We start from the raw sequence: 20846 nt of genomic DNA on the forward strand, positions 1-20846 counted from the left end.
GAAGAATCTCCCCCCAGGATCAAAGGAAATTCAACATCATAACGGAAAGACCGGAGATTCCTCCCATGCGGTCGGAATGACAAGTTCGACCGCAGTCGGGACAAGATGGATGTCATTCAGAGATCTAACGTTTGGGCAACCGCATAAATTGGGATGACGTTTTTCTTAATTTTAGCACAATTTGCACATCATAAACAAAGTAACTGTATATCAATACATTACACGATACTCCCTAAAACACGTCATGGGTAGTCTTATACGGATCGTTGACCATGGTGACCAATATACATTTTTTATTTCGTATTACCCGATTGTCCGGTTTTTATATAATACCCGCCGGTTTTTTTACTCCCTCTTCTTTCCACTATGTTTTGTTCCATCAATTTGCCAATGTGTCTTTCAGCCGTTCTTGTCGGTATATTGCCCAGCAATGCTATTATTTCCTTTAGTTGTATTCCCGGGTTATTTTCAACCACCTTCAGCAAAGTTTTTAATCCGCCACTTAATCCGCCACTTAATCCGCCACTTAATCCGCCACTTAATCCGCCACTTATTTTATCTTCATCTTGTTTCGTTCTTTGTTGTTCGTACTCAAGCCCCGTTATAAAGCCGCCGGGAGTAGCGTCAAATACAAACTTCATCGTGGGATAGTCTTTAATTTCTTTCCTAATCCTCACGAAACCACTACCATATTTCTCAATATCGCCCGCCAGATAAAACGCCTCGGCGATAAGCTTATTTCGGGTATGGGCAGAATAGTTGTCTTTTTTGAGTTGCTCGACCGTCAGCCCACCATAAAGTCCTCCAGGGTTAAAACAGGAAATGCTTTTATCAAAAATTTTGATCTGTACATCTATCGGGCTTAAATAATCACGGTGGATCACACTATTAAGCACCAATTCCCGTAAGGCCGGAAGCGGGTATTCAAAAATCTCAGTACGTTTAGTGGTTTTGCCCGTAATTTCAAAAGCCACTTTTATATGGCCTATAATATAGTTCATCGCATCTTCCACTACTTCAAACAAGGTACCGTTAAGCATCTTGTCGTCAATAATCATGGAAGGCGTCTTAAACCGTCCCAAATGCAGGTTATATTCCGTTTTTTCGGAAGCAAACAACAGCCAGGCGGCATGGGTAATGGTATTGCCATTTATGAGCTTAAGTTTTTCCAGGTCGAGCCGCCACTCGCCAGACAACCGAAACCGCCCGGAACTATTTACTTTATCAATAAACTTTTCTATGCTATCCAGGTCCAGGTCGGCCACCGTCTTGCCCGGTTTAGTATAAGCGTCCCAGGACAATTGCAGGGATTGCAGATTGAGGTCGGTGATTTCATTAGGTGACAGTTGATGATTGGAGTTCCCTACCCGCCGGTAATAGCGTCCTTTGAAAGATACTGGTTTTACTGGAAATTCCTGTACCCGGATGACCGCCACTTTCTTTCCCTTGATCACTTTTTCGGTCACATCGGGAACAATCCCCGGCTGGGTTTTATTCTTAATCTCGTTCACCCATTGCTGAAAAGTTTCTTTGCCGAACTCAAAATCCGGGATGGGTGTTCCTTTGTCGTCCATACCCACATACACACTGCCTCCTTTACTATTGGCAAAAGCCGAAAGGGTTTCAATCACCGTATCGGAAAAACGGGATTTAAATTCGATATGTTGGTTTTCTTTCAATTCTTTTTACAACTCATTTGTATATGTCAGGCTATACCCTTACTTTTTAAAACTTCTAAGAAACTGTTTAAATTTTGTTTTTGGAATATTTTATAGTGTATTCCTGCCTGCCGGCAGGCAGGTTTTTGTCAGGCGAAGGTATTTTGAGGTGCATAGCCATAGCTATGGGGAGAGAAAAAGCCTTCATATGGAACAAAAATCATCATTTTCGCCGCAATCAAATCAATTTAAACAAGCTCTAAGGTATCTCGGGATTACAAATTTTTTCACGACCCATTTTACATTTTTTAACGAGGGCGCAAAACGCCTTCGATATTAAAACAAGTGTAAATATAACGAAAAATTGCCCTGGTCGGGGGGAAGAATCTCAACCCAGACCAAAAGAACTTCAATAGCATAACGGAAAGGCCGGAAATTCCTCCCCGACCGAAAAGGCCGGGACAGGCTCTATCGTCGGAATGACATTACGACTGGCACTCGTTACAAACGAGCGCCAGTTGCAAACGAGCGCCAGGTTGCAAACGAGCGCCATGACAGTATACTACACTTCCGGGATGGAATAGCCGTTGTGGTAGGGGGCGGTGATCAGCTGATCGGCCCGGGGGTCGTTAAATCTTTTTGCGGAGGGGTCCCAATAGATCTTTTTGCCGGTGCGGTAGGCGATATTTCCCATCTGGGAGAAGATGGCGATATCGGCGCCGGCTTCTACGGGGCAGTGCAGCAGGGAGCTGTCGCGCGCCCGGATGGCTTCGATAAAATTGGCGGCGTGCAGTTCGAGGCCGTTATCTGTACGCGGCTGCAGGGGTACGGCTTCCATACGTTCTTTTTCGGGGATCACTTCCCAGCCGTCGCGGTTGAGCACCAGGGTGCCCTGGTTGCCGATAAAGGCCACGCCGTGGTTCCGGCGGTACGGTCCGCCGTCAATACCGTTGGCGTGCTCCCACTGTATGTTGAAACCGTCAAACTCGAATACGGTGGTAAGCGTATCGGGGGTCTCCGCCGCATCGTCGGGATAAGCGAATTTCCCCCCCGAGGCCATCACCGATTTCGGGCGGCCGGCTTTCATGCCCAGCAGGGCATAATCGAGCATATGTACCCCCCAGTCTGTCATAAGCCCGCCTGCATAGTCCCAGAACCAGCGGAACTCAAAATGAAAGCGGTTGGGATTAAAGGGCCTTTTTTCTGCCGGCCCCAGCCAGCGGTCGTAGTCTACCCCTTCCGGTACGGGGCCGTCGGGTTTTACGGGAATGCTCTTCATCCAGCCCTGGTAGGCCCAGGCTTTTACCAGGCGGATGCTGCCCAGCTTCCCGGAATGTACAAAGGCTACCGCATCGCGGAAATGTTTCTGGCTGCGCTGCCATTGCCCTACCTGTACGATACGGTTGTATTTCCGCGCCGCACCGACCATGGCTTCACATTCGGTAATAGAATTTCCCAGGGGCTTCTCTACATAGACATCCTTGCCGGCCGCACAGGCATCGATCATCTGCAGGCAGTGCCAGTGGTCCGGCGTACCGATCACCACCGCATCTACCTTATCCGAAGCCAGCAGCTCCCTGTAATCGGTGTAGCGCTTGACCTTTATCCCCCGTTCTGCCAGCTCCTTCTCCCGCATGTCCAGCACATTGCGGTCTACATCGCACAAGGCCGTGCACTCGGTGCCGGGGTGCTTCAGCACGGCATTGAGGTCTGACCAGCCCATACCCTTGATCCCGATAGCGCCTATCCTTATTTTCCGCTCCGGGCGGTTTATCATCGAAAATGCGGAAGGCATTGCCGATCCCATACCCACCGCCGCCGTAAATGCCGCAGAAGTACGGATAAAGTTTCTCCTGGTGTTTTTCATCACTGATTGGTTTTTGAGAAACGGGTTTTTCCCGTTCGTAATCGTTATTCCTAACAAATATAGAAAAACTTATAGTAGAAATGACAATTATAAACTTACCCATGACGTATCTATGGTAAGTTACGACAGGATGAGGGAGATTTTTCTGTTTTATTTAAAGCTTAATTTTTTAACCAGATATTTATCCACCCATTCAGGAATTGTATCACTATATACAGAGACTTCCTGTCCTGACTTTTCTAAAACCACATCCCTGTTTTTGCTGGAACTGTCCAGAACATAAGCACGGTCGGCTTCCATAAATGCAGAAGATAATAATTCCAGTGACCTGTAATAACGACTCTCTATTTTTTCATCAGATACATAGTGCCCTCCTTTTCTGTGACGAATATATACCCTTGATTTATTGATTTCAGGATCCTGAGTACATATAAAATACAGGTAAGTTTTAAATCCGCTCGATCTCGCATGCCTTAAAAAGCTTACTTTCGACGGATGAGACATCACTGTTTCAAAAGAAAACCCGGAAGTACACCTCAGAAGAATAATCCTGAAAAACTCACAGATAAGAGCAGCATGATAACTATTTATGTCGTCTTCGGCGACCATTATATTCTCTTTTAAACGAATTGGAGGAAAATATGAAGTGCCGAGACGATTTTCCAAATCACAATTCAGTATAAAAGTATTCCATTCCTGATCGCTTACCTGCCGGGGAAGATATTCATTACAATCCAGAAATCCATGATTTTTAAATGAGGTCTTTACATTATCCGCATTAACAAAATAGCCCATATTAAAATCATCACTAATTTGTTCGATCAAAGAAGACTTCCCTGATCCGTTGGGACCCGCGAACATACGAAAGCGTTTAGCCATCTGCCAATACAAAATGTTTTTTGTCAAGACGCACCGTATCAAATACGGATTTTCTCAACACTACAGAAGCCCCATCAGGATGTACTTCGATGAGCTTCCCATTTCTTACTACCTTATAACTTAATCCCAGAGCCCTATTCGTCCTCTCCGATATTTTCCAGACTCTTTTCTGGGCCGTAATAAGGCTCTTTATGTCCTTGTTCTTTTTCATCCCGGAATAATCAAGTTTCGATCTGTAAATATACATATTATTATCTAACAATCCTGCTCAAAGAGTTTGCAACTTCGAAGACCGGGGCGTTTTAAATGTGTGTATGCTTTTGAAGCTTTGTACCGGGGTGGAGATTCTTCGCTTCGCTCTGAATGACAAGGATTTGCGAACGACTGGCACTCGTTATAAACGAGCGCCAGGTTACAAACGAGCACCAGCGGCAAGATAGTCGTCCAGGCTGTCTTTCCAGTGGGGAATGGTGATCCCGAGGTCGTTTTTGATGGCTTCCTTGCTCAGTACGGCATAGGCAGGGCGCCTGGCGGGAGTGGGAAAGCGGGCGGAAGTGACGGGGTTTACCTCACAGGGGATACCGGACCACTGAACAATGGCTGTGGCAAAATCGAACCAGGTACATATTCCTTCATTGGTGTAATGATAGGTCTTCACTTCCTTTTGATGTAGTCGCGGCACCATATACAGCAATACCTCAGCGAGATCGGCCGCGCGAGTGGGACTGCCGTATTGATCGGCCACCACTTCGATCTCCGGACGTTGCCGGGCGAGTTGGAGTATCTTATTCACAAAATTGTTTCCCTGCCCGTACAGCCAGGCCGTACGTACGATGGCCGAATGACGGGGTGCTTCCTGCAGCATAAGGGCTTCTCCTTCCCATTTGGTCTGCCCGTAAACATTGACCGGGCTTACCGGGTCGGATTCGCGGTAGGGCTGCCGGCTTGTTCCGTCGAATACATAATCGGTGGAGAGATGTATCAGCCTGATACCGCGTTTCCTCGCGTGGTATGCGAGGACCCCTACGGCTTCGGCATTGATCTTCCGGGCTTCTTCGGGTTCTTCTTCGGCGCGGTCCACTGCCGTGTAGGCGGCGGTATTGATCACGGCCTCTACGGGATGGACCGATAAAAAACGGGTGATCTCCTTTTCATGACAGAGGTCGAGCGCTTCGCGGGAAGTAAACAGGAACCCCGCTCCCTTTCCGGCAGTACGGGCTGCCAGCGCCCTGCCCGTCTGCCCTCCCGCACCGGTGATCCACACCTTACCCATGGAAGTCCGTTTTAAGGTCTACCAGCTCCGCCTGTGCCAGCAACGGCTGTGCGAGGTCTTTTGCCGACAGTTTCAGCGCTTCGCGGGGCAGTTGCCAGTCGATATCCAGCTGCGGGTCGTCGAAACGGATGCCCCGCTCGCTTTCGGGATGGTAATAGCGGTTGCTCTTATAGGCAAAAACCGCGTGTTCACTGAGCACTACAAAACCATGGGCAAATCCGCCGGGAATAAAAAGCTGCTTTTTGTTCTCCCCGGAGAGTTCCGCGCCCACCCATTGCCCGAAGGTAGGGGACCCTTTCCTGATATCGACCACTATATCTAACACGCGCCCCGAAACGACACGTACCAGCTTGGTCTGTGCATGGGGCGGCAACTGGTAATGAAGTCCGCGCAACACCCCGAACGACGATGCCGATTCGTTGTCCTGGCAGAAATCCAGCGCCTGCCCGGTAAAGGCTTCGAGGGCATCACGGCGGAAGCTCTCCATAAAATACCCCCTGCGATCACCATGCACCACAGGCTCACACAGGATGATATCGGGTATGGCGGTTCTGGTGAAATTCATAGTAATACTTCTTTTCTTAGCGGCAGCAAGATATTAAATAATGTTGGTAATTTGATAATGTGCCAATTTGATAATGTGCCAATGTGGTAATGTGTCAATGAGATAATGTGGTAATGTGCCAATGTGATAATGTGCCAATGTGATAATGTGCCAATGTGATAATGTGATAATGTGATAATTGACTAATTATCGAATTGACCAATTGACTAATTATCACATTGACCAATTGGCTAATTAACTTTCCGGAGGAGGTATTGGCCGTACTCGCACTGTTTCATGGGGTGGGCGAGGGCGAGTAGCTGTTCGCGGGTGATATAGCCGCGGTCGTAGGCGATCTCTTCGAGGCAGGCGACCTTGAGCCCCTGGCGTGTTTCTATGGTCCGGATAAAATTGGAGGCTTCCAGCATCGACTGGTGAGTACCGGTATCGAGCCAGGCATAACCGCGGCCCATAAGTTCTACGGTCAGTTCACCGCGGCGAAGGTATTCGGCATTGACCGCCGTGATCTCCAGTTCGCCCCGGGCGCTGGGGGTAATGCCGGCAGCGATATCCACCACCGAATTGGGGTAGAAATAAAGCCCGGTAACGGCATAATTGCTCCTCGGTTGCCGTGGTTTTTCTTCAATGCTCAGGGCCTTGCCGTCACGGTCGAACTCGATCACCCCGTAACGTTCGGGGTCCTGTACATTATACCCGAACACGGTGGCCTTCTGCTCCTGCTCTACCCGGTTTACGGCGTGTTCCAGCAGGGCAGTGAGCCCGTGGCCGTAGAATATATTGTCGCCCAGTACCAGGCATACGGGATCTTTACCGATAAATTCCTTTCCTATGAGAAACGACTGTGCGAGTCCGTCCGGACTGGGCTGGGCAGCGTATTGCAGGGAAATACCCAGTTGCGAACCGTCGCCTAACAGCTTGCGGAATTGCTCCAGGTCGCCGGGGGTGGTGATGATCAGCACCTCCCGTATCCCGGCCAGCATAAGCACGGAAAGCGGGTAATACACCATCGGTTTGTCGTATATGGCCAGGAGCTGCTTCGAAACTCCCCTGGTAACCGGGTACAGCCGGCTCCCGGTACCCCCGGCGAGGACTATTCCTTTCATTTAGTTTCTTAGTTCTTAGTTCTTAGTTTGTAGTCAGTTTTCCGGTTGCATAATAATAATACAAATGTAACTTATTGTTTTTTATTATTGATGACCCCTTAAACATGTTTGGAAAAGTTGTACTTTTTTAAAATTCGCAGTATATTTACGTAACTTATACGTATCAAAATCTGTTATTATGGTCAGGAAAGAATTGCATCTGGATGAACAGGTCATTAAAATACTGGAAGCCGAGGCCCGGCGGCAGAACAGAAGCCTGAAAAACTACCTCGAACATCTTGCCATAGCGCAGGCGAAAGAACTTGAAGTCCCCCCGAAAGCATATACGGAAATGATGGACGATCTATGCTATAAATTCGATAAGGGACAAATTGAATTTTCTGCTATTGAAGATGTTTTAGCCCGGTATGGAATATCTGATCAGAGTCTCTAAAGAAGCCGAAAGGGACCTACACACTGCAAAATGTTATTACAGGGGTTTAGATAGGGAAGCCGATTTTGAACGGGATTTCCTGAGTCAGATTACCTTTCTTAAAAGTAATCCGTTTCTCTTTCAGGTCTATTACCGGAATATCCGGAAAGTGCATTTTCATCGTTTTAAGTATTCTATCCATTGAACTCGTCTTGGGTTGTTTCATTTAGGCGAAAAGCCACTATTTTGTGCCCAGATGAAGGCTTTTTTGAGCCACATAGCCATAGCTATGGGGAGAGAAAAAGACAATATATGGGTGCAAAAGAGGGTTTTGCAGCAAATTATAATAACTCAAGACGAGTTCATTATCTTATTGACCAGGATATCGTCTACGTATTACGAATACTTCATTTTAAACAATATGACGGATCATGAAACCAAAAAAATATCTACTCATTACCGGGGGATTGGGGTTTATAGGGGGCGGATTTATCCCCTGTTTCCTGGAACGCTACCCGGAATATCACCTGGTAAACCTCGACCTGGTGACCTATGCGGCTGACAAAAAGAGGCTCGAAGCCCTTGAAGATCACGACCGGTATACCTTTATAAAGGGCAATATCTGCGACCGGGAAGGGGTTACCCATATTTTCCGGGAATACGATATCCGTGGGGTCATTCATTTTGCGGCGGAGTCTCATGTGGACAATTCCATTGCCGATCCCGGCATTTTTATGGAAACCAATGTACAGGGCACCTATACCCTGGTTGATGCGGCTTTCCGGTACTGGATGAAAGGGCCTTTTGAATACCGGGAAGGGTATGAGGGCAGCCGCTTTCACCATATTTCCACGGATGAAGTATACGGCAGCCTGGGGCCGGAAGGGCTGTTTACGGAAAACTCGCCCTATGCGCCCAATTCACCCTACTCGGCCAGCAAGGCGGCGTCCGACATGATCGTACGCAGCTACCACCACACCTACGGCCTGGACACCGTGATCACCAACTGCTCCAACAATTACGGGCCCGGGCAGCATGCGGAAAAACTGATCCCCACCATCATACGGAATGCCTTAAAGGGCCGGCCCATACCCATATACGGCGACGGCAGCAATATACGCGACTGGCTGTATGTGGAAGATCACTGTTCGGGAATAGACCTCGCTTTTCACCAGGGCCAAAGCGGGGAAGTATACAATATAGGCGGCCATAACGAAAGGAACAACAACCAGATAGCGCATACCATCTGCGAACTGCTCGACGAACTGCACCCCGCAGCGGAAGGCTCGTACAAAAGGCTGATCACCTACGTAAAAGACCGCCCCGGACACGACAGGCGCTACGCCATCGATGCTTCTAAAATAACACGGGAACTGGGCTGGAAAGCCCGGGAGGATTTTGAGAGCGGAATACGGAAAACGGTGCTGTGGTATTTGGGGAGAAAGTGATGTGGTATCAGGCAAATATTACGGTATTACTAAAAACGGTACGTAGTCTGGTTTTGATCTCCGTACTTTTTTAATATTTTTTTATCAACAGCCCATTTTAAATCCCTGCTGGCAGTAGCCTGACTAATCTCCTTAAAATGGTTTAGATAATCTTTACGGCTGAATTGTTTATTACCGGCCTTTATCTTAAACAAATCAACCCTATCACTTGTCGTTAAAGTCCTGTTTTGTGCCTTAAGAAGATTTTCCAATGCCTTTAATATCATGTGTAGCATAAACTCGATAAAAGGTGTGGAATGGCCTATCCTGTCTGAATGCCCAAGTACCTTGTAATACCTCTCCTGATTTTCCTTAATGAGCAACTCCACGGGTAAAAACTCAAATACAAGGTATTGCTGCATCAAGATAAGTGTTTGCCACAGTCTTCCCATTCGACCGTTACCATCTACAAACGGATGAATATATTCAAATTCATAATGAAAAACACAACTTTTTATAAGCAGTAGTTCTTTATCTGTCTTCAGGTATCCCAAAAGGTCATTCATCAAACCCTTGACCATACCTCCGTCCGGTGCCATATGCTTTAATTCCGCCCCTTGTACAATTCCCACGTTCCTGATGCGTAACCTGCCTGCATCGGCTACTAATCCTTTCATCAGAATACCATGTGCTGCTTCTATATCCTTCAAATTATAAGGATTAAAATCATGAAGTTTCTCATACACTGCTATGGCATTTTGTACTTCCAGCAAGTCCTTTTTCGGGGCAATAACCCGTTTATTTTCCAATAAAGCCGTAATCTGTTCTTCCGTAAGCGTATTACCTTCTATTTCTAAAGATGATTGAATGGTGCGTATACGGTTTCTTTTTCGCAGGGTAGTAGGTTGCTGGTATAAATGAGATGCATTGACCTCACCAAGCCTTTCATGAATAGCAGTGACCAATTGTAAAATTTCAGGTGTTATCTGATAAGGAGGCTTATACATGATAGTATCATTTGATAGTATCAAAGATATTAATTATGTTTTTCCCGCACCAAATTTTCTTAGTCTGAATAAAAGCTGACTAACCGGCCGTAACTGGCGCTCGTTTATAACGAGTGCCTATTGTAACAGTGTTTGTAACGCTGATACCCCATAACCAAAACAAAAAAAGCTCTCCGCACACGGCGGAAAAGCCTTTCATTGGTCTAACTACTAAACCAGGGCAAATCAGGGGACCTGCCCTAAACAACACAACTAAATTTTCGGTCGGGCCCTGTGGCGGAGCCTTTCCTTATTCTTTAAGGTTCCGGCGGATATAAACCGGGCCGGATTAACTGGTTAACTGGCGCTCATTGATAACGAGTGCCTATTATGACCTCTCTTTCTGCTTTATTGCGGCCGGCACCTCCGTTCGGGATGAACAGCAGCCGTATCCGGCCGGACACGGCTGCAAATATAGCATTTTTTTTGGCTTTGTGAAAATAAAGTTGTTGGTACTCGTTGCAAACGAGCACCAGATTGCAAACGAGCACCAGTGTTCCATCAGGATACGGTATAGCTGCCCACCTGCTCGCCTTTATCATTATACATAGCTACCCGGAGTTGCTGTAGCCCGGCCGACAACTCGATCTTGGTCCTGCTTCCCGTTTTGGGGCCGCCCCCGATCACAATGGGATAACCGTGGTCGTTATCGGGCGGGTGGATGCCCCAGCGGTGTGTATGCCCGGAAATCACCATGTCTACCTTATATTTCTCAAAGAGGGGGCCAAACAGTTTGCGGCAGTGCATGGTACCGTGCCAGTCGCCGGAGTGATAGGGCGGTATATGCATCAGCACCACGCAATAGCGAGCACCGGAAGCGCGTACCTGCTCCAGTTCCTGGTCCAGCCATACGGCCTGTTGTTCCCTGTACGGGTCAAAAGCGACCAGGCCGTGGTATTCGGGGTGGTCGTCTTCCTTGTCTTCCCCGCTGTCCAGAACGATAAAGTGTACCGGCCCCTGCCGGAATGAAAAATAATACTCCCCGCTATCGTAATCGAAATATTCCTTGATATTGCGGGCAAATTTCCCGCGGGTCTCATGATTGCCCCGGAGCATCAGGAACGGTTTTTCACGGGCAAAAATGGCGCTGCAGGGGTTTATCAGGTGTTCCTGCAACTGCTGCTGCCCGGTCTGGTAGTTGAACATATCGCCGTTGAGCACTACAAATTCATACGGAAAATCCGGGTTTACCGACATCAGGTCCTTAAAACTGTACGGGCGGTCGTGAATATCGTTCAGGATCACACACGACACCTGGTCTGCCCCCGGGTCGGGGGTACTGAACTCATAGGTCTCACTGTATTCCACCGGCCCGAATTCCTGTTTATAGGGCTCAAAGGTACGGATGGCCCTCGAAGCAATGCGATAGCGGTAGGACATGCCGGGTTTCAGGCCGGTAAGCCTGATCTTGTTCAGCGGATTTCCGGCCTGCAACAGGCCGTCTGTACCGGTTTGCGCTTTCCTGTCCGTTTGGTCCGTACCGTATTCGACCCAGCTTTGCGCCGGATGGCCGGAGATAAACATGACGGTAACCCCCTCGGGCGTAAGGTTTTGCAGGTAAGGCACAAAACCCGTGTTTTCTCCTGCCTGCCGCGCCGCTTCCCGCACGCTCTCAAAAGGCACGGGAATACAGCTCAACGCCGCCATCCTGCCTACATTGCCGATAAATGCCCTTCTGCCGTTTTTGGTGTTTGATGGGTTCATTTGGTTTTTTAGTTTTTTAGTTTGTTAGTTCGTAGTTGTTAGTTTGTATCCCCGATCGTAGCGGTTTGTCATTCCGACGATAGAGCCTGTCCCGGCCTTTTCGGTCGGGGAGGAATCTCCGGTCCTTCGGGAATGCTGTTGAAGTTCCTTTGGGCCGGGGTCGGGATTCCCTGCCTGCCGGCAGGCAGGTTCACTCCGCTGCGCTACGTTCTGAATGACAACTTCCGACTCCGGCCTCCCGATCCCGGACTTCCGGCTTCCAGCCACCGGTTAGTCGAGCTGAAATGTGGCCACGACGGGAAAATGGTCTGATTCCTTACTGGCCCATTCGTAAATACCGTACTGGCGTACCGAGAGGCGGTCTATACCCTTGTAAAAAATATAATCGATAATCCTGTCCGGACCGGAGGTCGGAAAGGTGGGCTGGGTACAGTTTCCGTTCCTGCAGCCTACCCGGAGCCGGGAGTTAAGGATCGCTATGGGTTCGGAATCGGGGGTGGCATTAAAATCGCCCCCCACGATCAAGGGCGCGGGAATATCTGCTACGATATCCAGCAATTCCTCTGCCTGCCGTACCCGGTTGCGGGGGTCGGACAGGTGGTCGAGGTGGGTGCTGATAAAATGCAGCGGGCCTGCTGCTGTTTCCACCTCCACCAAAGCCACGGAACGCTGCTCTCCTCCCAGTTCCGGGTCTACGCTCATGGTGTAGCTTTCAGCCGATTTTACCGGAAGTTTCGACAGTATGGCATCGCCGTAGGCCCCGGGGTTCATATCCATGGCCCTGGCAAAGTGGTATTCCATCCCGCAGCGTTCAGCCAGTTCGCGGGCAATATCGACATCGGTGCCGTTCCGCGCCGTAAACCGGTCTACTTCCTGCAGGGCCACCAGGTCGGGGTCGGCCCTCCTGATCACTTCGGCCAGGGCATCGAGATCGGGGATCCCGCCGCTCCGTGCTCCGTAAATATTATAGGTCATCACTTTTACGGTCAGGGCGTCTGCTTCCTCTTCCTTTCCCCCGCCGTCTCCGTCGTCCCCGGAACTACAGCCCCCGGCAAGCCCCGACAGGGCCAGGCATAACAGCAGGAACAGGGGGCGTATGGTATTGCTTTTCATAGGTATTGATTTATTTTCAAACTGTTTATCATTCATTTTGATCCCCCTAAAACGCCTCGATCTCCGCAATGTGGGTGCGGTATACATCCTGGTGGCTGGCCAGTACGGTGAGCCTGAAATACCGCACGGTGACCACCTCGGGAAAATACAGGGTATTGGACGCCGTGTTTTCGAGGGCGTACTGTTCCATTTCCTGCCAGTTTTCCCCGTCGTCACTGACTTCTACAAAAACGTCCCTCGGGTTCCCGTTGCCACCTACCTGGTTGGTCCTCCCGAAAATCTCGAGTCCGTGCAGGGTTTCGGGCTGCCCCATATCGATACTGATATGATGAGGGTGGCCGGGGCGGTTTCCGTCCTCGTCCCGGCGCCACTGGCTGTGCCAGAAGGTTTCCAGGCTACCGTCGAAAGCGTGATATCCCCTTCCGCCGGTATCCGGGCCATCGTTTTCGTCGGAAGACACCTCCAGCAGCGTCCACGCGTCCTGCGGGAGTTTTTCAAAGGGGTTTTCTTCATACCTCCCGGTAACGAGTACATACACGGTCTGCAGCCCTTCGTCTATGGTTATTTCGGGCGCTACGCTCTTGATGGACAGGGGCAGGAGGTGTGGCCGCAGGGAGGAGAACTTCAGCGGGTTTACTTCCAGCTGAATGCTGTTGCTCCCGCTTTTTCCGGCGGGGATGGTCACCTGCTCTTCGCTCAGCCGGTAGCTGTCGGCAGCCATCGGTGCATACGAAGTCCCGTTCTCTTCATTGTACTGCGCCACCAGCTCCGGGCGTACTTCCAGGCTGACGGAGATATTTTCCGGCTGGAATACGACACCCCCGTACCCTGCGCCGAGGGCAATGGGGTACCATTCGTCTTTAATGGTAAAGGTATGGCTGTACGGCTGCTCCATGGCAGCACGCAGAAATACCGTGGAATACGCTTCCGCATGGTCGACCTCCAGCTCCTTCTCACTGCAGGACAGCACGGAAACACCGAACAGGCCTGTGAGAAAGATGCGGAATAATGTGCTTGTTTTCATCTGTTTATTTTTTATGGTGTATTTTCAAAACTTAAACAATATGTTTACTATTAATAATGTCATTCAAAGCGGAGCCCCGCCCGAAAGAGATTCCTCCCCGCGGTCTGAATGACAGGTTCGACCGAGCCCATACTTCGTGCTTTCATCATCACCATCCGGGGTTCTGCACCAGGTTGGGGTTGCGTTCGATCTCTTCCTGCGGGATGGGGAACAGGTAGAAGGCTTTTCTGAACACGCGGTTTTCAAAAACGGTGCGTTTAAAGAAGGCCGGGTCGGTCGCGTAATTTCCCGCATTGACATCCATGCCCCAGAAAGGCCCCGCATCGGTCTGTTCTGCTATTTTCCACCGGCGGGTATCGAAATAACGCAGGTGCTCCATGGCCAGTTCTATACGCCGCTCCCTGCGGATGCGGTTTCTCATTTCTTCCTGGCCGGCTCCCGATGCGTACCCGGGAATGCCTCCCCGTTCGCGTATGTCGTTGAGGTATTCGAGGATATCGGGATGTCCCGGCTCGTATTCGTTCAGCGCTTCGGCGTAATTCAGGAGAATTTCGGCATAGCGGTACATCACATGGGGGCGGGCGATATACCTCGATTCTCTCGGATTACTGTCGGGATGTACATTTTTACGGAAGAGGTAACCGGTCTCGGAATAATCGTGAGAGCCTCCTTTTCCGGATTCCCCGTTATACCACAGTTCGATCTCGCGCACCCCGAGGCTCGAGCTCCTGTTGATCCAGTCGCTCCCGCTGTAAATCACGGAGGCGTAAAAACGGGGTTCGCGGTTTACATACATATTAAAGGTATGGGCCTTTGTAAACCCTTCCGCTTCTTCGGAAAACCCTGTTTCGGTATATCCCGACGCCGTATTGATCACGGGGCTCCCGTCGCCATTGTACCCCAGTATGGGCCGCTCGCCATTGGCCATGTGGTAGGTATCTACCAGCATCTGGGTAGCTCCCATACTGGCATAGCCGTTGGCCAGGCGCGGGGTAAGCGACCGTTCGTAATTGGAAAGGCTGTTGCTGTTCCGCGACAGTATCCACTCTTCATTATAGGGCTCGAGGAACAGGTTCTGGTATGAATGAAAGGCATCGATATCCCCGTTACTGTCGTATTCCTTGTAGAGGGACAATATACCTGTATTGATCACGTCGCGGGCGGCATCGGCAGCCTTTTTCCATTTATCGGCATCATAAGACGTATTCATCAGCGGGGTGCCGTCGGGGTTGACAAAGCCGTTGTAATCGGAATTCCCGTTATAGAGCGGGCTGGCCGCATAGAGCAGCAGGCGGCTCTTGACGGCCATACACATGAGTTGGGTGGCCCTGCCGTAATCCTGTTCGGGCTGGGCGTTAAAATGCACCGGCAGGTCTTCCGCCGCCAGGTCCAGTTCGGCCGTGATATAGTCCACACACTGGTCGAAAGGAGTCCGCGGCTGTTGCATCAGCGGGTCTTCGGTAGACAGGTCGGGGTCTATCAGTTCTTCGTCGAGGATAATGACCGGCCCGTACTGCTTGAGCAGTTCGAAATAAAAGAATGCCCTCAGGAAGCGGGCTTCCGCCTTGTACTGGGTAATGATCTTTTCCCCTTCCCGGTCTTCGAGGATCTGCTCGTTGCCGTCGATATGGTTCAGGAAAGTGGTCGCCGAGCGGATGCCCTTGTAATAGTGGTCCCAGAACACCCAGTAATCGGAGGCCGCACTCCAGTTGCCCAGGTTTACCCGGTAGGGGTTGTTGCGCTGGGAGACATCGATATCGTCGGAGATCACATCCCAGGGCGTATTGTTGGTCCGGTGTGCCTCATCGCGCAGGTAGTTATACACATTGGCGAGATAGGATTCGGAAAGGTCTTTACGGCTGAACACCTCTTCGAGGGTCATGATATCGTCGGGAACCTGGTCGAGAAAATCGGACTGGCAGCCGGCGGCCAGCAGCAGAACAATGGCACTGACTACCGCTACGGCCTGTTTTCTTACCGTTTTTATGCTGTTGTATACTCTCATGGTCTCTTTTTTAAAATTTTAAGTCAACTCCAAGTGCAAAGGTGGACACATTCGGATATGCCGCTCCGCGCCCGTCGCCCAGTTCCACGTCCCAGAGGTCGAATGGGCTCCACGTAAGGAGGTTGTAACCGGACAGGAAAAAGGTGACATTATCAAAGCCTATCCGCGAGGTCAGGTCGTCGGAGAGCTGGTAGTTGAGCTGTGCGTTTTTCAGCCGCAGATAGCGCCCGTTTTTTACCCACCAGGTACTGGATTCGTAATTGCTGTTGGGCGAACCGTCGGAAAGGCGGGGATAGAAGACATCCTGCCGCGGGTCTTCTTCCGTCCACCGGTTGTCTATATTGCTGAGGAGGTTGCCCCTGCTCATGGAAACGGGAAAGGGCACCACGCCTTCGCCGTTGGCGAATATATCGACATTGCCCACGCCCTGGAACAAGGTAGACAGCGACCATTGCTTATACCCTACGGTAAGCCCGAACCCGTATACGATCTCGGGAATGGTACCGTAGCCTATGGGGATCTTATCAAAATCATTGATAAGGCCGTCCCCATTCACATCCTGGAATTTTATATCTCCCGGCTGTACCAGTCCCGGGTGCAGCGGGCCGTTGTCGATCTCTTCCTGTGTTTCGAACAGCCCGAGGGCATTGTAACCGAACCGCTGCCCCACCTTTTGTCCTCTCTGGTCCATCCACGGGTAGGAAGGTACGGGCTTGTCATTCTCGATGATCTCATTCCTGCTGAAGGTAAAGTTACCGAGGGCCTGAATATAAAAATCATTCCAGCGTTTCGAATAGGTAAAGGAACCGTCAACCCCCTTGTTCTCGATGATCCCGAGGTTCCCGAAAGGGGCGCTCTGCAGGCCTACATACGCCGGAACGGCTTCCCTGTTGAGAAATATGCCTTCCCGTCTTTCCTTAAAGAAATCGACCTGCAGGTTCAGATCGCTCCCCAGGGTATATATATCGAGCCCGAGGTTGGTTTTTACGGCGGTTTCCCAGGCCACATCCACACCGTACTCCCCGATATCATAGCCGTCGTAATTATTGTTGCGCTCGCGGCCGTAAGAGTAGCCCCCAGTTTCCTTTATGGTGGTCAGGTAGGCAAAGCGGCGGCCCGTAATCTGGCTGTTCCCCACTTTTCCGTGACTGAAACGGAACTTCAGCATCGGGACGGCCTCGCGCAGGGGCTCGAAAAACTTCTCTTCACTCAGCACCCAGCCGAGCCCGACAGAAGGGAAAAAGCCGAAGCGGTTGTCGGGGTTGAAATTCTCGGAACCGTTATACCCGAAATTGAGTTCGGCAAAATACCGGTTGTCATAGCCGTAGGTGCCCCTTCCGGAAAAACCGAGGTAGCGGTAGGGCAGCGAGCTGTTGAAATCTCCCGCCTGCGAATCTAAACGGTCGCTTTTATTGAAGAGGAACATCCCGGTAACCTGGTGCTTTTCGTCAAAGGTGCGGTCGTAATTCAGGGCGGCCTCCCAGTAGATGGTGCGCTCCCCGTTGCTGTTGCGGGAAAAGCTCAGGTAGCGCTCGCCCCGGTAAGTCTCTTCATACATCATATTGCCGTCTTCGTCACGGCCGGTAGCGAGGTAGGTGTCCGGCCGTTTTGTTCTTCGCATGCTGGTGTAGTTGTACACATCGAAGGAGAACATGGCGGTGGCCGATAAGCCTTTTACATAAGGAATCTTCTGGGTAACCCGCAAATTGGAGAACAGCTGGTTCCTCCACTGGTTGGCATACCCGGTACGGGTGAGATGGGCATACGGATTGGCCAGGCTTCCCTGGCGCTGGTCTGCTATCTCGCCGTTTTCGTACATGACCGGGTGCACCACGGGGGTCATGTAAAACGCATTGGAAAAAATGGTGCCCTGCCCCGAGCCGGGATAATTGGCATTGGCCAGGTATCCCTGTATCCCGAGGTTTACCGTGGTGGTTTCAGAAGCTCTGATCTCGAGGTTGGACGTAAGGTTATAACGCTTGAAACCTACCTGGTTGTCGTACTGCACATCGCCCTGTTTATACAGCCCCACTTCGTCGAAATATCCCAGCCCTACATAAAAGGTGGCATTTTCAGACCCCCCGTTAATATTGAGATTGGCCCTTCTCTGGTGCCCGAAGTCGTTAAAGAGTTCGCTCATCCAGTCTACATTCGGGTACAGGTACGGGTCGGTACCTTCGGCAGTCATCCGGATCTCGTCTTCGCTGTAGATGGGCACACCTCCCCGGTTGGCGATGGCTTCGTTAGACATACGCATATAGGTAGGCCCGTCTGCAAATTCGGGCAGTTTGGTAAATTGGGTGAGCCCCTCGTAATAACGCAGGGAAAATTTCGGTTTTCCGGGCTTCCCCTTTTTGGTGGTGATGATCACCACCCCGTTCGCACCCCGTACACCGTATACCGCCGTAGCGGAGGCATCTTTCAGTACCGTAAAGCTCTCGATGTCTTCGGGGTCTACGTTAGACATGGAACGTGGCACCCCGTCTACAAGGATAAGCGGCTTGCTCAGTCCCTGGCTGAAAGTGGATATGCCCCTGATCCAGATATCGGAATCGTCAAAACCCGGTTCGCCGGTGCGCTGTACACCGATAACCCCGGACAACCGCCCCACCATGGAATTGGTAAGATTGGCCACGGGGTTTTGCAGGTCTTCCGCCTTTACGGTAGACTGGGCCCCTACCAGGCTGATCTTTCGCTGTGTCCCGAAACCGACCACCACTACTTCTTCGAGGGCTTCCTCCGACACTTCGAGCGCTACGGTGATTTCGGTCCTGCCCTCCACGGATATCCGCTGGGTGGCATACCCAAGAAAACTGATCTCAAGGGTAGCATCGGAAGGGACCGCAATGGAAAATTTTCCGTCAAAATCGGTCTGTATCCCGTTATCCGTACCCAACTCTACTACACTGGCACCCGGGATGGGGATGTCGGTTTCGGCATCTGTTACCGTACCCTTTACCGAGATCGCCTGCTGCTCCCGGTTGTTGGGAGAACCGGTGTTACCTGCCGGATTTCCTGTCAAAAAAATCTGGGTATCGAAGATCTGTATTTCTACGGGACGGTCCCTGAATACCTGCCGCAGGAGACTGTCTATGGTGACGTCCTGCATGTTTACCGTAAGTTTCCGGTCCAGGTTTACATCTTCTTTCTTAAAGGCAAAGCGAAAATCAGTCTCTCTTTCTATGGCCTGTAAGACCTCGGAGACCGTCACATTGTTCATTTTCAGGGTAATCCGCTTCTGTGAATAGGAGTTACTGGCCTGTAAGCCGAACAGGGAAAGAAACAACAGCAGGATAAAAAGCTTCATTTTAAGCTCAAGATTTAACAAAGCCACAGGCGGCTTTATTGCGTGAAAAAATCTTTTTTTCATACTTTTATAAATTCTATTTTTCGGTTAATGAATAATTAGCCATTTTTTCTGCGGGGAATGGGCCAACATTCCCCGTTTTTAGCTATCTGGGCAGCTGTCTTACGGACAGCTTCTGAATACAGTTTTTGTTATATCATATTTCTGTTTTAGAGGTTATTACAATATTTTTCCGGTCGGTATAGGTATAGTGAAGCCCGTAGGCTTTTTTAAAGTATTCCAGGATATTGACGAGGGGTTCTGCCTTGAAATGGACATAGAACTGCTTTTCGGCCAGCCCGGAATCTTCGATCTTTATGCTGACGTTGTATTGCCGCTCCAGTTTCTTAAAGATATTTTTCAGGCTCATGTTCCGGAATGCCAGTTTACCGTCTTTCCAAGAAGTATAATAGGAGAGGTCTTCTTCGGTTACTACCGTCTGCCCCGTATCTTTCCTGTAGGTGCCCAGTTTGCCGGGGGTCAGATATACTTTCCGGGCATTTCCCTGATGCTCCAGGGCCACTTTTCCTTGTACCAAAGCCACTTTTATCGCTTCGTCTTCCGGATACGACAATACGTTGAACCGCGTACCCAGTACCTCCACCTGTAAGGCTTCGGCTTTTACCCTGAACGGTTGTCGGGCATTGTGACTGACATCGAAATACGCTTCCCCGTCAAGGGCCACTTCCCTGTAAGTCCCGTCGAAAACGGAGGGGAAGGTGATGGAAGACCCTGCATTGAGGTACACTTCGGTACTATCGGGAAGCAACAGGTTGAATTTCCTGCCATAGGGCACGTATAGACGCAGCATTTCTTTTCCGGAGGCCGGCCCGGGGCCTGCTGCCGTCAGGTCTAAGCGGTTTCCTCTCTGCACACCGATGACCCCGGAGTTCCGGGAGGTGATCAGGACACTGTCCTGTTCTTTCAGCACCCTCTTTTCTCCCGCGGTTTCCAGCACGATCTCCTCGCCGGGCCAGGGCTGGCCAGGCCCGGATTGTTCCCGCAGCAAAAACCACCAGCTGCCGAAAAGGACGATGCCCACACTGCAAAGCACGGTGGCCGCCCGGGCGATACGGCGTTTACGGAACGGCTTCCCGGCCGCTCCGCGGGAGCGGTCTGCGATAAGCTGCTGCAACCTGTCGTATTGCATTCCGGTGCGTTCCTGTATTTCAAAAAGTTCTTCCGGGGCTATCCGCGCCCTGTCGGCATCATCACCGGGCAGCGGGTTAAATTCCGGGTTCCCGCGTAAAAACTCCAGGAGCTCCCCGACCTCTTCCGGGCTGCATTCTTCCTTTATAAACTTCCTGAAAAGATCCCGGATGTGTTCGTTCTGATCCATTGCGTTCTGATTCGTCTGCTATACCTGTGATACAACACCGATGGGAAGCACTACTAAAAGGGGAAATGTTAAATTTTATAATTCA

Annotated in this window: 16 protein-coding genes; 2 read left to right on the plus strand and 14 right to left on the minus strand. The window is 50.4% G+C overall.

The window, feature by feature from the left end; all coding sequences use genetic code 11:
* Positions 1 to 293: 293 nt before the first annotated feature.
* The 7 genes from DN748_RS01780 to rfbA form a co-directional block, all read right to left on the minus strand.
* The gene (locus DN748_RS01780) at positions 294 to 1679 is read right to left on the minus strand and encodes an RNA-binding domain-containing protein (RefSeq protein ID WP_112370031.1); all 1386 of its coding nucleotides are present in this window, start codon (positions 1677 to 1679) and stop codon (positions 294 to 296) included.
* Between the two features lie 541 nt (positions 1680 to 2220).
* Complete coding sequence (locus DN748_RS01785; protein WP_112370032.1) at positions 2221 to 3525, minus strand: Gfo/Idh/MocA family protein; 1305 nt, start codon at positions 3523 to 3525, stop codon at positions 2221 to 2223.
* 150 nt (positions 3526 to 3675) lie between these two features.
* Complete coding sequence (locus tag DN748_RS01790; RefSeq protein WP_112370033.1) at positions 3676 to 4404, minus strand: hypothetical protein; 729 nt, start codon at positions 4402 to 4404, stop codon at positions 3676 to 3678.
* A complete protein-coding gene (locus tag DN748_RS01795) occupies positions 4397 to 4615 on the minus strand; it encodes a hypothetical protein (RefSeq protein WP_146746542.1) in 219 nt (72 codons plus the stop codon). The genes DN748_RS01790 and DN748_RS01795 overlap by 8 nt, the downstream gene beginning before the upstream one ends.
* Positions 4616 to 4816: 201 nt before the next feature.
* A complete protein-coding gene (gene rfbD, locus DN748_RS01800; RefSeq protein WP_112370035.1) occupies positions 4817 to 5677 on the minus strand; it encodes a dTDP-4-dehydrorhamnose reductase in 861 nt (286 codons plus the stop codon).
* A complete protein-coding gene (gene rfbC, locus DN748_RS01805) occupies positions 5670 to 6242 on the minus strand; it encodes a dTDP-4-dehydrorhamnose 3,5-epimerase (protein ID WP_112370036.1) in 573 nt (190 codons plus the stop codon). Before rfbC ends, rfbD begins: the two co-directional genes overlap by 8 nt.
* Positions 6243 to 6472: 230 nt before the next feature.
* Positions 6473 to 7345: a glucose-1-phosphate thymidylyltransferase RfbA gene (rfbA, locus tag DN748_RS01810; RefSeq protein ID WP_112370037.1), complete on the minus strand. Its 873-nt coding sequence runs from the start codon at positions 7343 to 7345 to the stop codon at positions 6473 to 6475.
* A 178-nt stretch (positions 7346 to 7523) separates the two neighbouring features.
* On the opposite strand from rfbA, the gene DN748_RS01815 reads away from it, so the two are divergent.
* On the plus strand, positions 7524 to 7778 hold the full coding sequence (locus DN748_RS01815; RefSeq protein WP_112370038.1) for a hypothetical protein: 255 nt from the start codon (positions 7524 to 7526) through the stop codon (positions 7776 to 7778).
* A gap of 410 nt (positions 7779 to 8188) precedes the next feature.
* Positions 8189 to 9205, plus strand: coding sequence for a dTDP-glucose 4,6-dehydratase (gene rfbB / locus DN748_RS01820; RefSeq protein WP_112370039.1), 1017 nt, complete (start codon positions 8189 to 8191; stop codon positions 9203 to 9205).
* 29 nt (positions 9206 to 9234) lie between these two features.
* Here rfbB and DN748_RS01825 read toward each other — a convergent pair whose 3' ends face one another.
* From DN748_RS01825 to DN748_RS01855, 7 genes are all read right to left on the minus strand, one after another.
* Positions 9235 to 10191, minus strand: coding sequence for a Fic family protein (locus DN748_RS01825; RefSeq protein ID WP_201741391.1), 957 nt, complete (start codon positions 10189 to 10191; stop codon positions 9235 to 9237).
* A 540-nt stretch (positions 10192 to 10731) separates the two neighbouring features.
* On the minus strand, positions 10732 to 11934 hold the full coding sequence (locus DN748_RS01830) for a purple acid phosphatase family protein (protein WP_112370041.1): 1203 nt from the start codon (positions 11932 to 11934) through the stop codon (positions 10732 to 10734).
* A 270-nt stretch (positions 11935 to 12204) separates the two neighbouring features.
* Positions 12205 to 13047: an endonuclease/exonuclease/phosphatase family protein gene (locus tag DN748_RS01835; RefSeq protein WP_161554446.1), complete on the minus strand. Its 843-nt coding sequence runs from the start codon at positions 13045 to 13047 to the stop codon at positions 12205 to 12207.
* A gap of 46 nt (positions 13048 to 13093) precedes the next feature.
* A complete protein-coding gene (locus DN748_RS01840) occupies positions 13094 to 14071 on the minus strand; it encodes a discoidin domain-containing protein (protein ID WP_112370043.1) in 978 nt (325 codons plus the stop codon).
* Between the two features lie 148 nt (positions 14072 to 14219).
* Entirely contained in the window at positions 14220 to 16076 is a 1857-nt protein-coding gene (locus DN748_RS01845; protein WP_112370044.1) for a RagB/SusD family nutrient uptake outer membrane protein, read from the minus strand.
* A gap of 10 nt (positions 16077 to 16086) precedes the next feature.
* Entirely contained in the window at positions 16087 to 19383 is a 3297-nt protein-coding gene (locus DN748_RS01850; protein ID WP_201741392.1) for a SusC/RagA family TonB-linked outer membrane protein, read from the minus strand.
* Positions 19384 to 19579: 196 nt separating this feature from the next.
* Positions 19580 to 20761: a FecR family protein gene (locus DN748_RS01855; RefSeq protein WP_112370045.1), complete on the minus strand. Its 1182-nt coding sequence runs from the start codon at positions 20759 to 20761 to the stop codon at positions 19580 to 19582.
* Between the last annotated feature and the right edge of the window lie 85 nt (positions 20762 to 20846).

Origin of the sequence: Sinomicrobium soli, assembly GCF_003285545.1 — a bacterium.
Classification (GTDB): domain Bacteria; phylum Bacteroidota; class Bacteroidia; order Flavobacteriales; family Flavobacteriaceae; genus Sinomicrobium.

Coding starts and splice junctions, on each gene's coding strand:
- DN748_RS01785 (WP_112370032.1), bottom strand. CDS start 3,525: ATGAAAAACACCAGGAGAAACTTTATCCGTACTTCTGCGGCATTTACG.
- DN748_RS01790 (WP_112370033.1), bottom strand. CDS start 4,404: ATGGCTAAACGCTTTCGTATGTTCGCGGGTCCCAACGGATCAGGGAAG.
- DN748_RS01795 (WP_146746542.1), bottom strand. CDS start 4,615: ATGAAAAAGAACAAGGACATAAAGAGCCTTATTACGGCCCAGAAAAGA.
- rfbD (WP_112370035.1), bottom strand. CDS start 5,677: ATGGGTAAGGTGTGGATCACCGGTGCGGGAGGGCAGACGGGCAGGGCG.
- rfbC (WP_112370036.1), bottom strand. CDS start 6,242: ATGAATTTCACCAGAACCGCCATACCCGATATCATCCTGTGTGAGCCT.
- rfbA (WP_112370037.1), bottom strand. CDS start 7,345: ATGAAAGGAATAGTCCTCGCCGGGGGTACCGGGAGCCGGCTGTACCCG.
- DN748_RS01815 (WP_112370038.1), top strand. CDS start 7,524: ATGGTCAGGAAAGAATTGCATCTGGATGAACAGGTCATTAAAATACTG.
- rfbB (WP_112370039.1), top strand. CDS start 8,189: ATGAAACCAAAAAAATATCTACTCATTACCGGGGGATTGGGGTTTATA.
- DN748_RS01825 (WP_201741391.1), bottom strand. CDS start 10,191: ATGTATAAGCCTCCTTATCAGATAACACCTGAAATTTTACAATTGGTC.
- DN748_RS01830 (WP_112370041.1), bottom strand. CDS start 11,934: ATGAACCCATCAAACACCAAAAACGGCAGAAGGGCATTTATCGGCAAT.
- DN748_RS01835 (WP_161554446.1), bottom strand. CDS start 13,047: ATGAAAAGCAATACCATACGCCCCCTGTTCCTGCTGTTATGCCTGGCC.
- DN748_RS01840 (WP_112370043.1), bottom strand. CDS start 14,071: ATGAAAACAAGCACATTATTCCGCATCTTTCTCACAGGCCTGTTCGGT.
- DN748_RS01845 (WP_112370044.1), bottom strand. CDS start 16,076: ATGAGAGTATACAACAGCATAAAAACGGTAAGAAAACAGGCCGTAGCG.
- DN748_RS01850 (WP_201741392.1), bottom strand. CDS start 19,383: ATGAAGCTTTTTATCCTGCTGTTGTTTCTTTCCCTGTTCGGCTTACAG.
- DN748_RS01855 (WP_112370045.1), bottom strand. CDS start 20,761: ATGGATCAGAACGAACACATCCGGGATCTTTTCAGGAAGTTTATAAAG.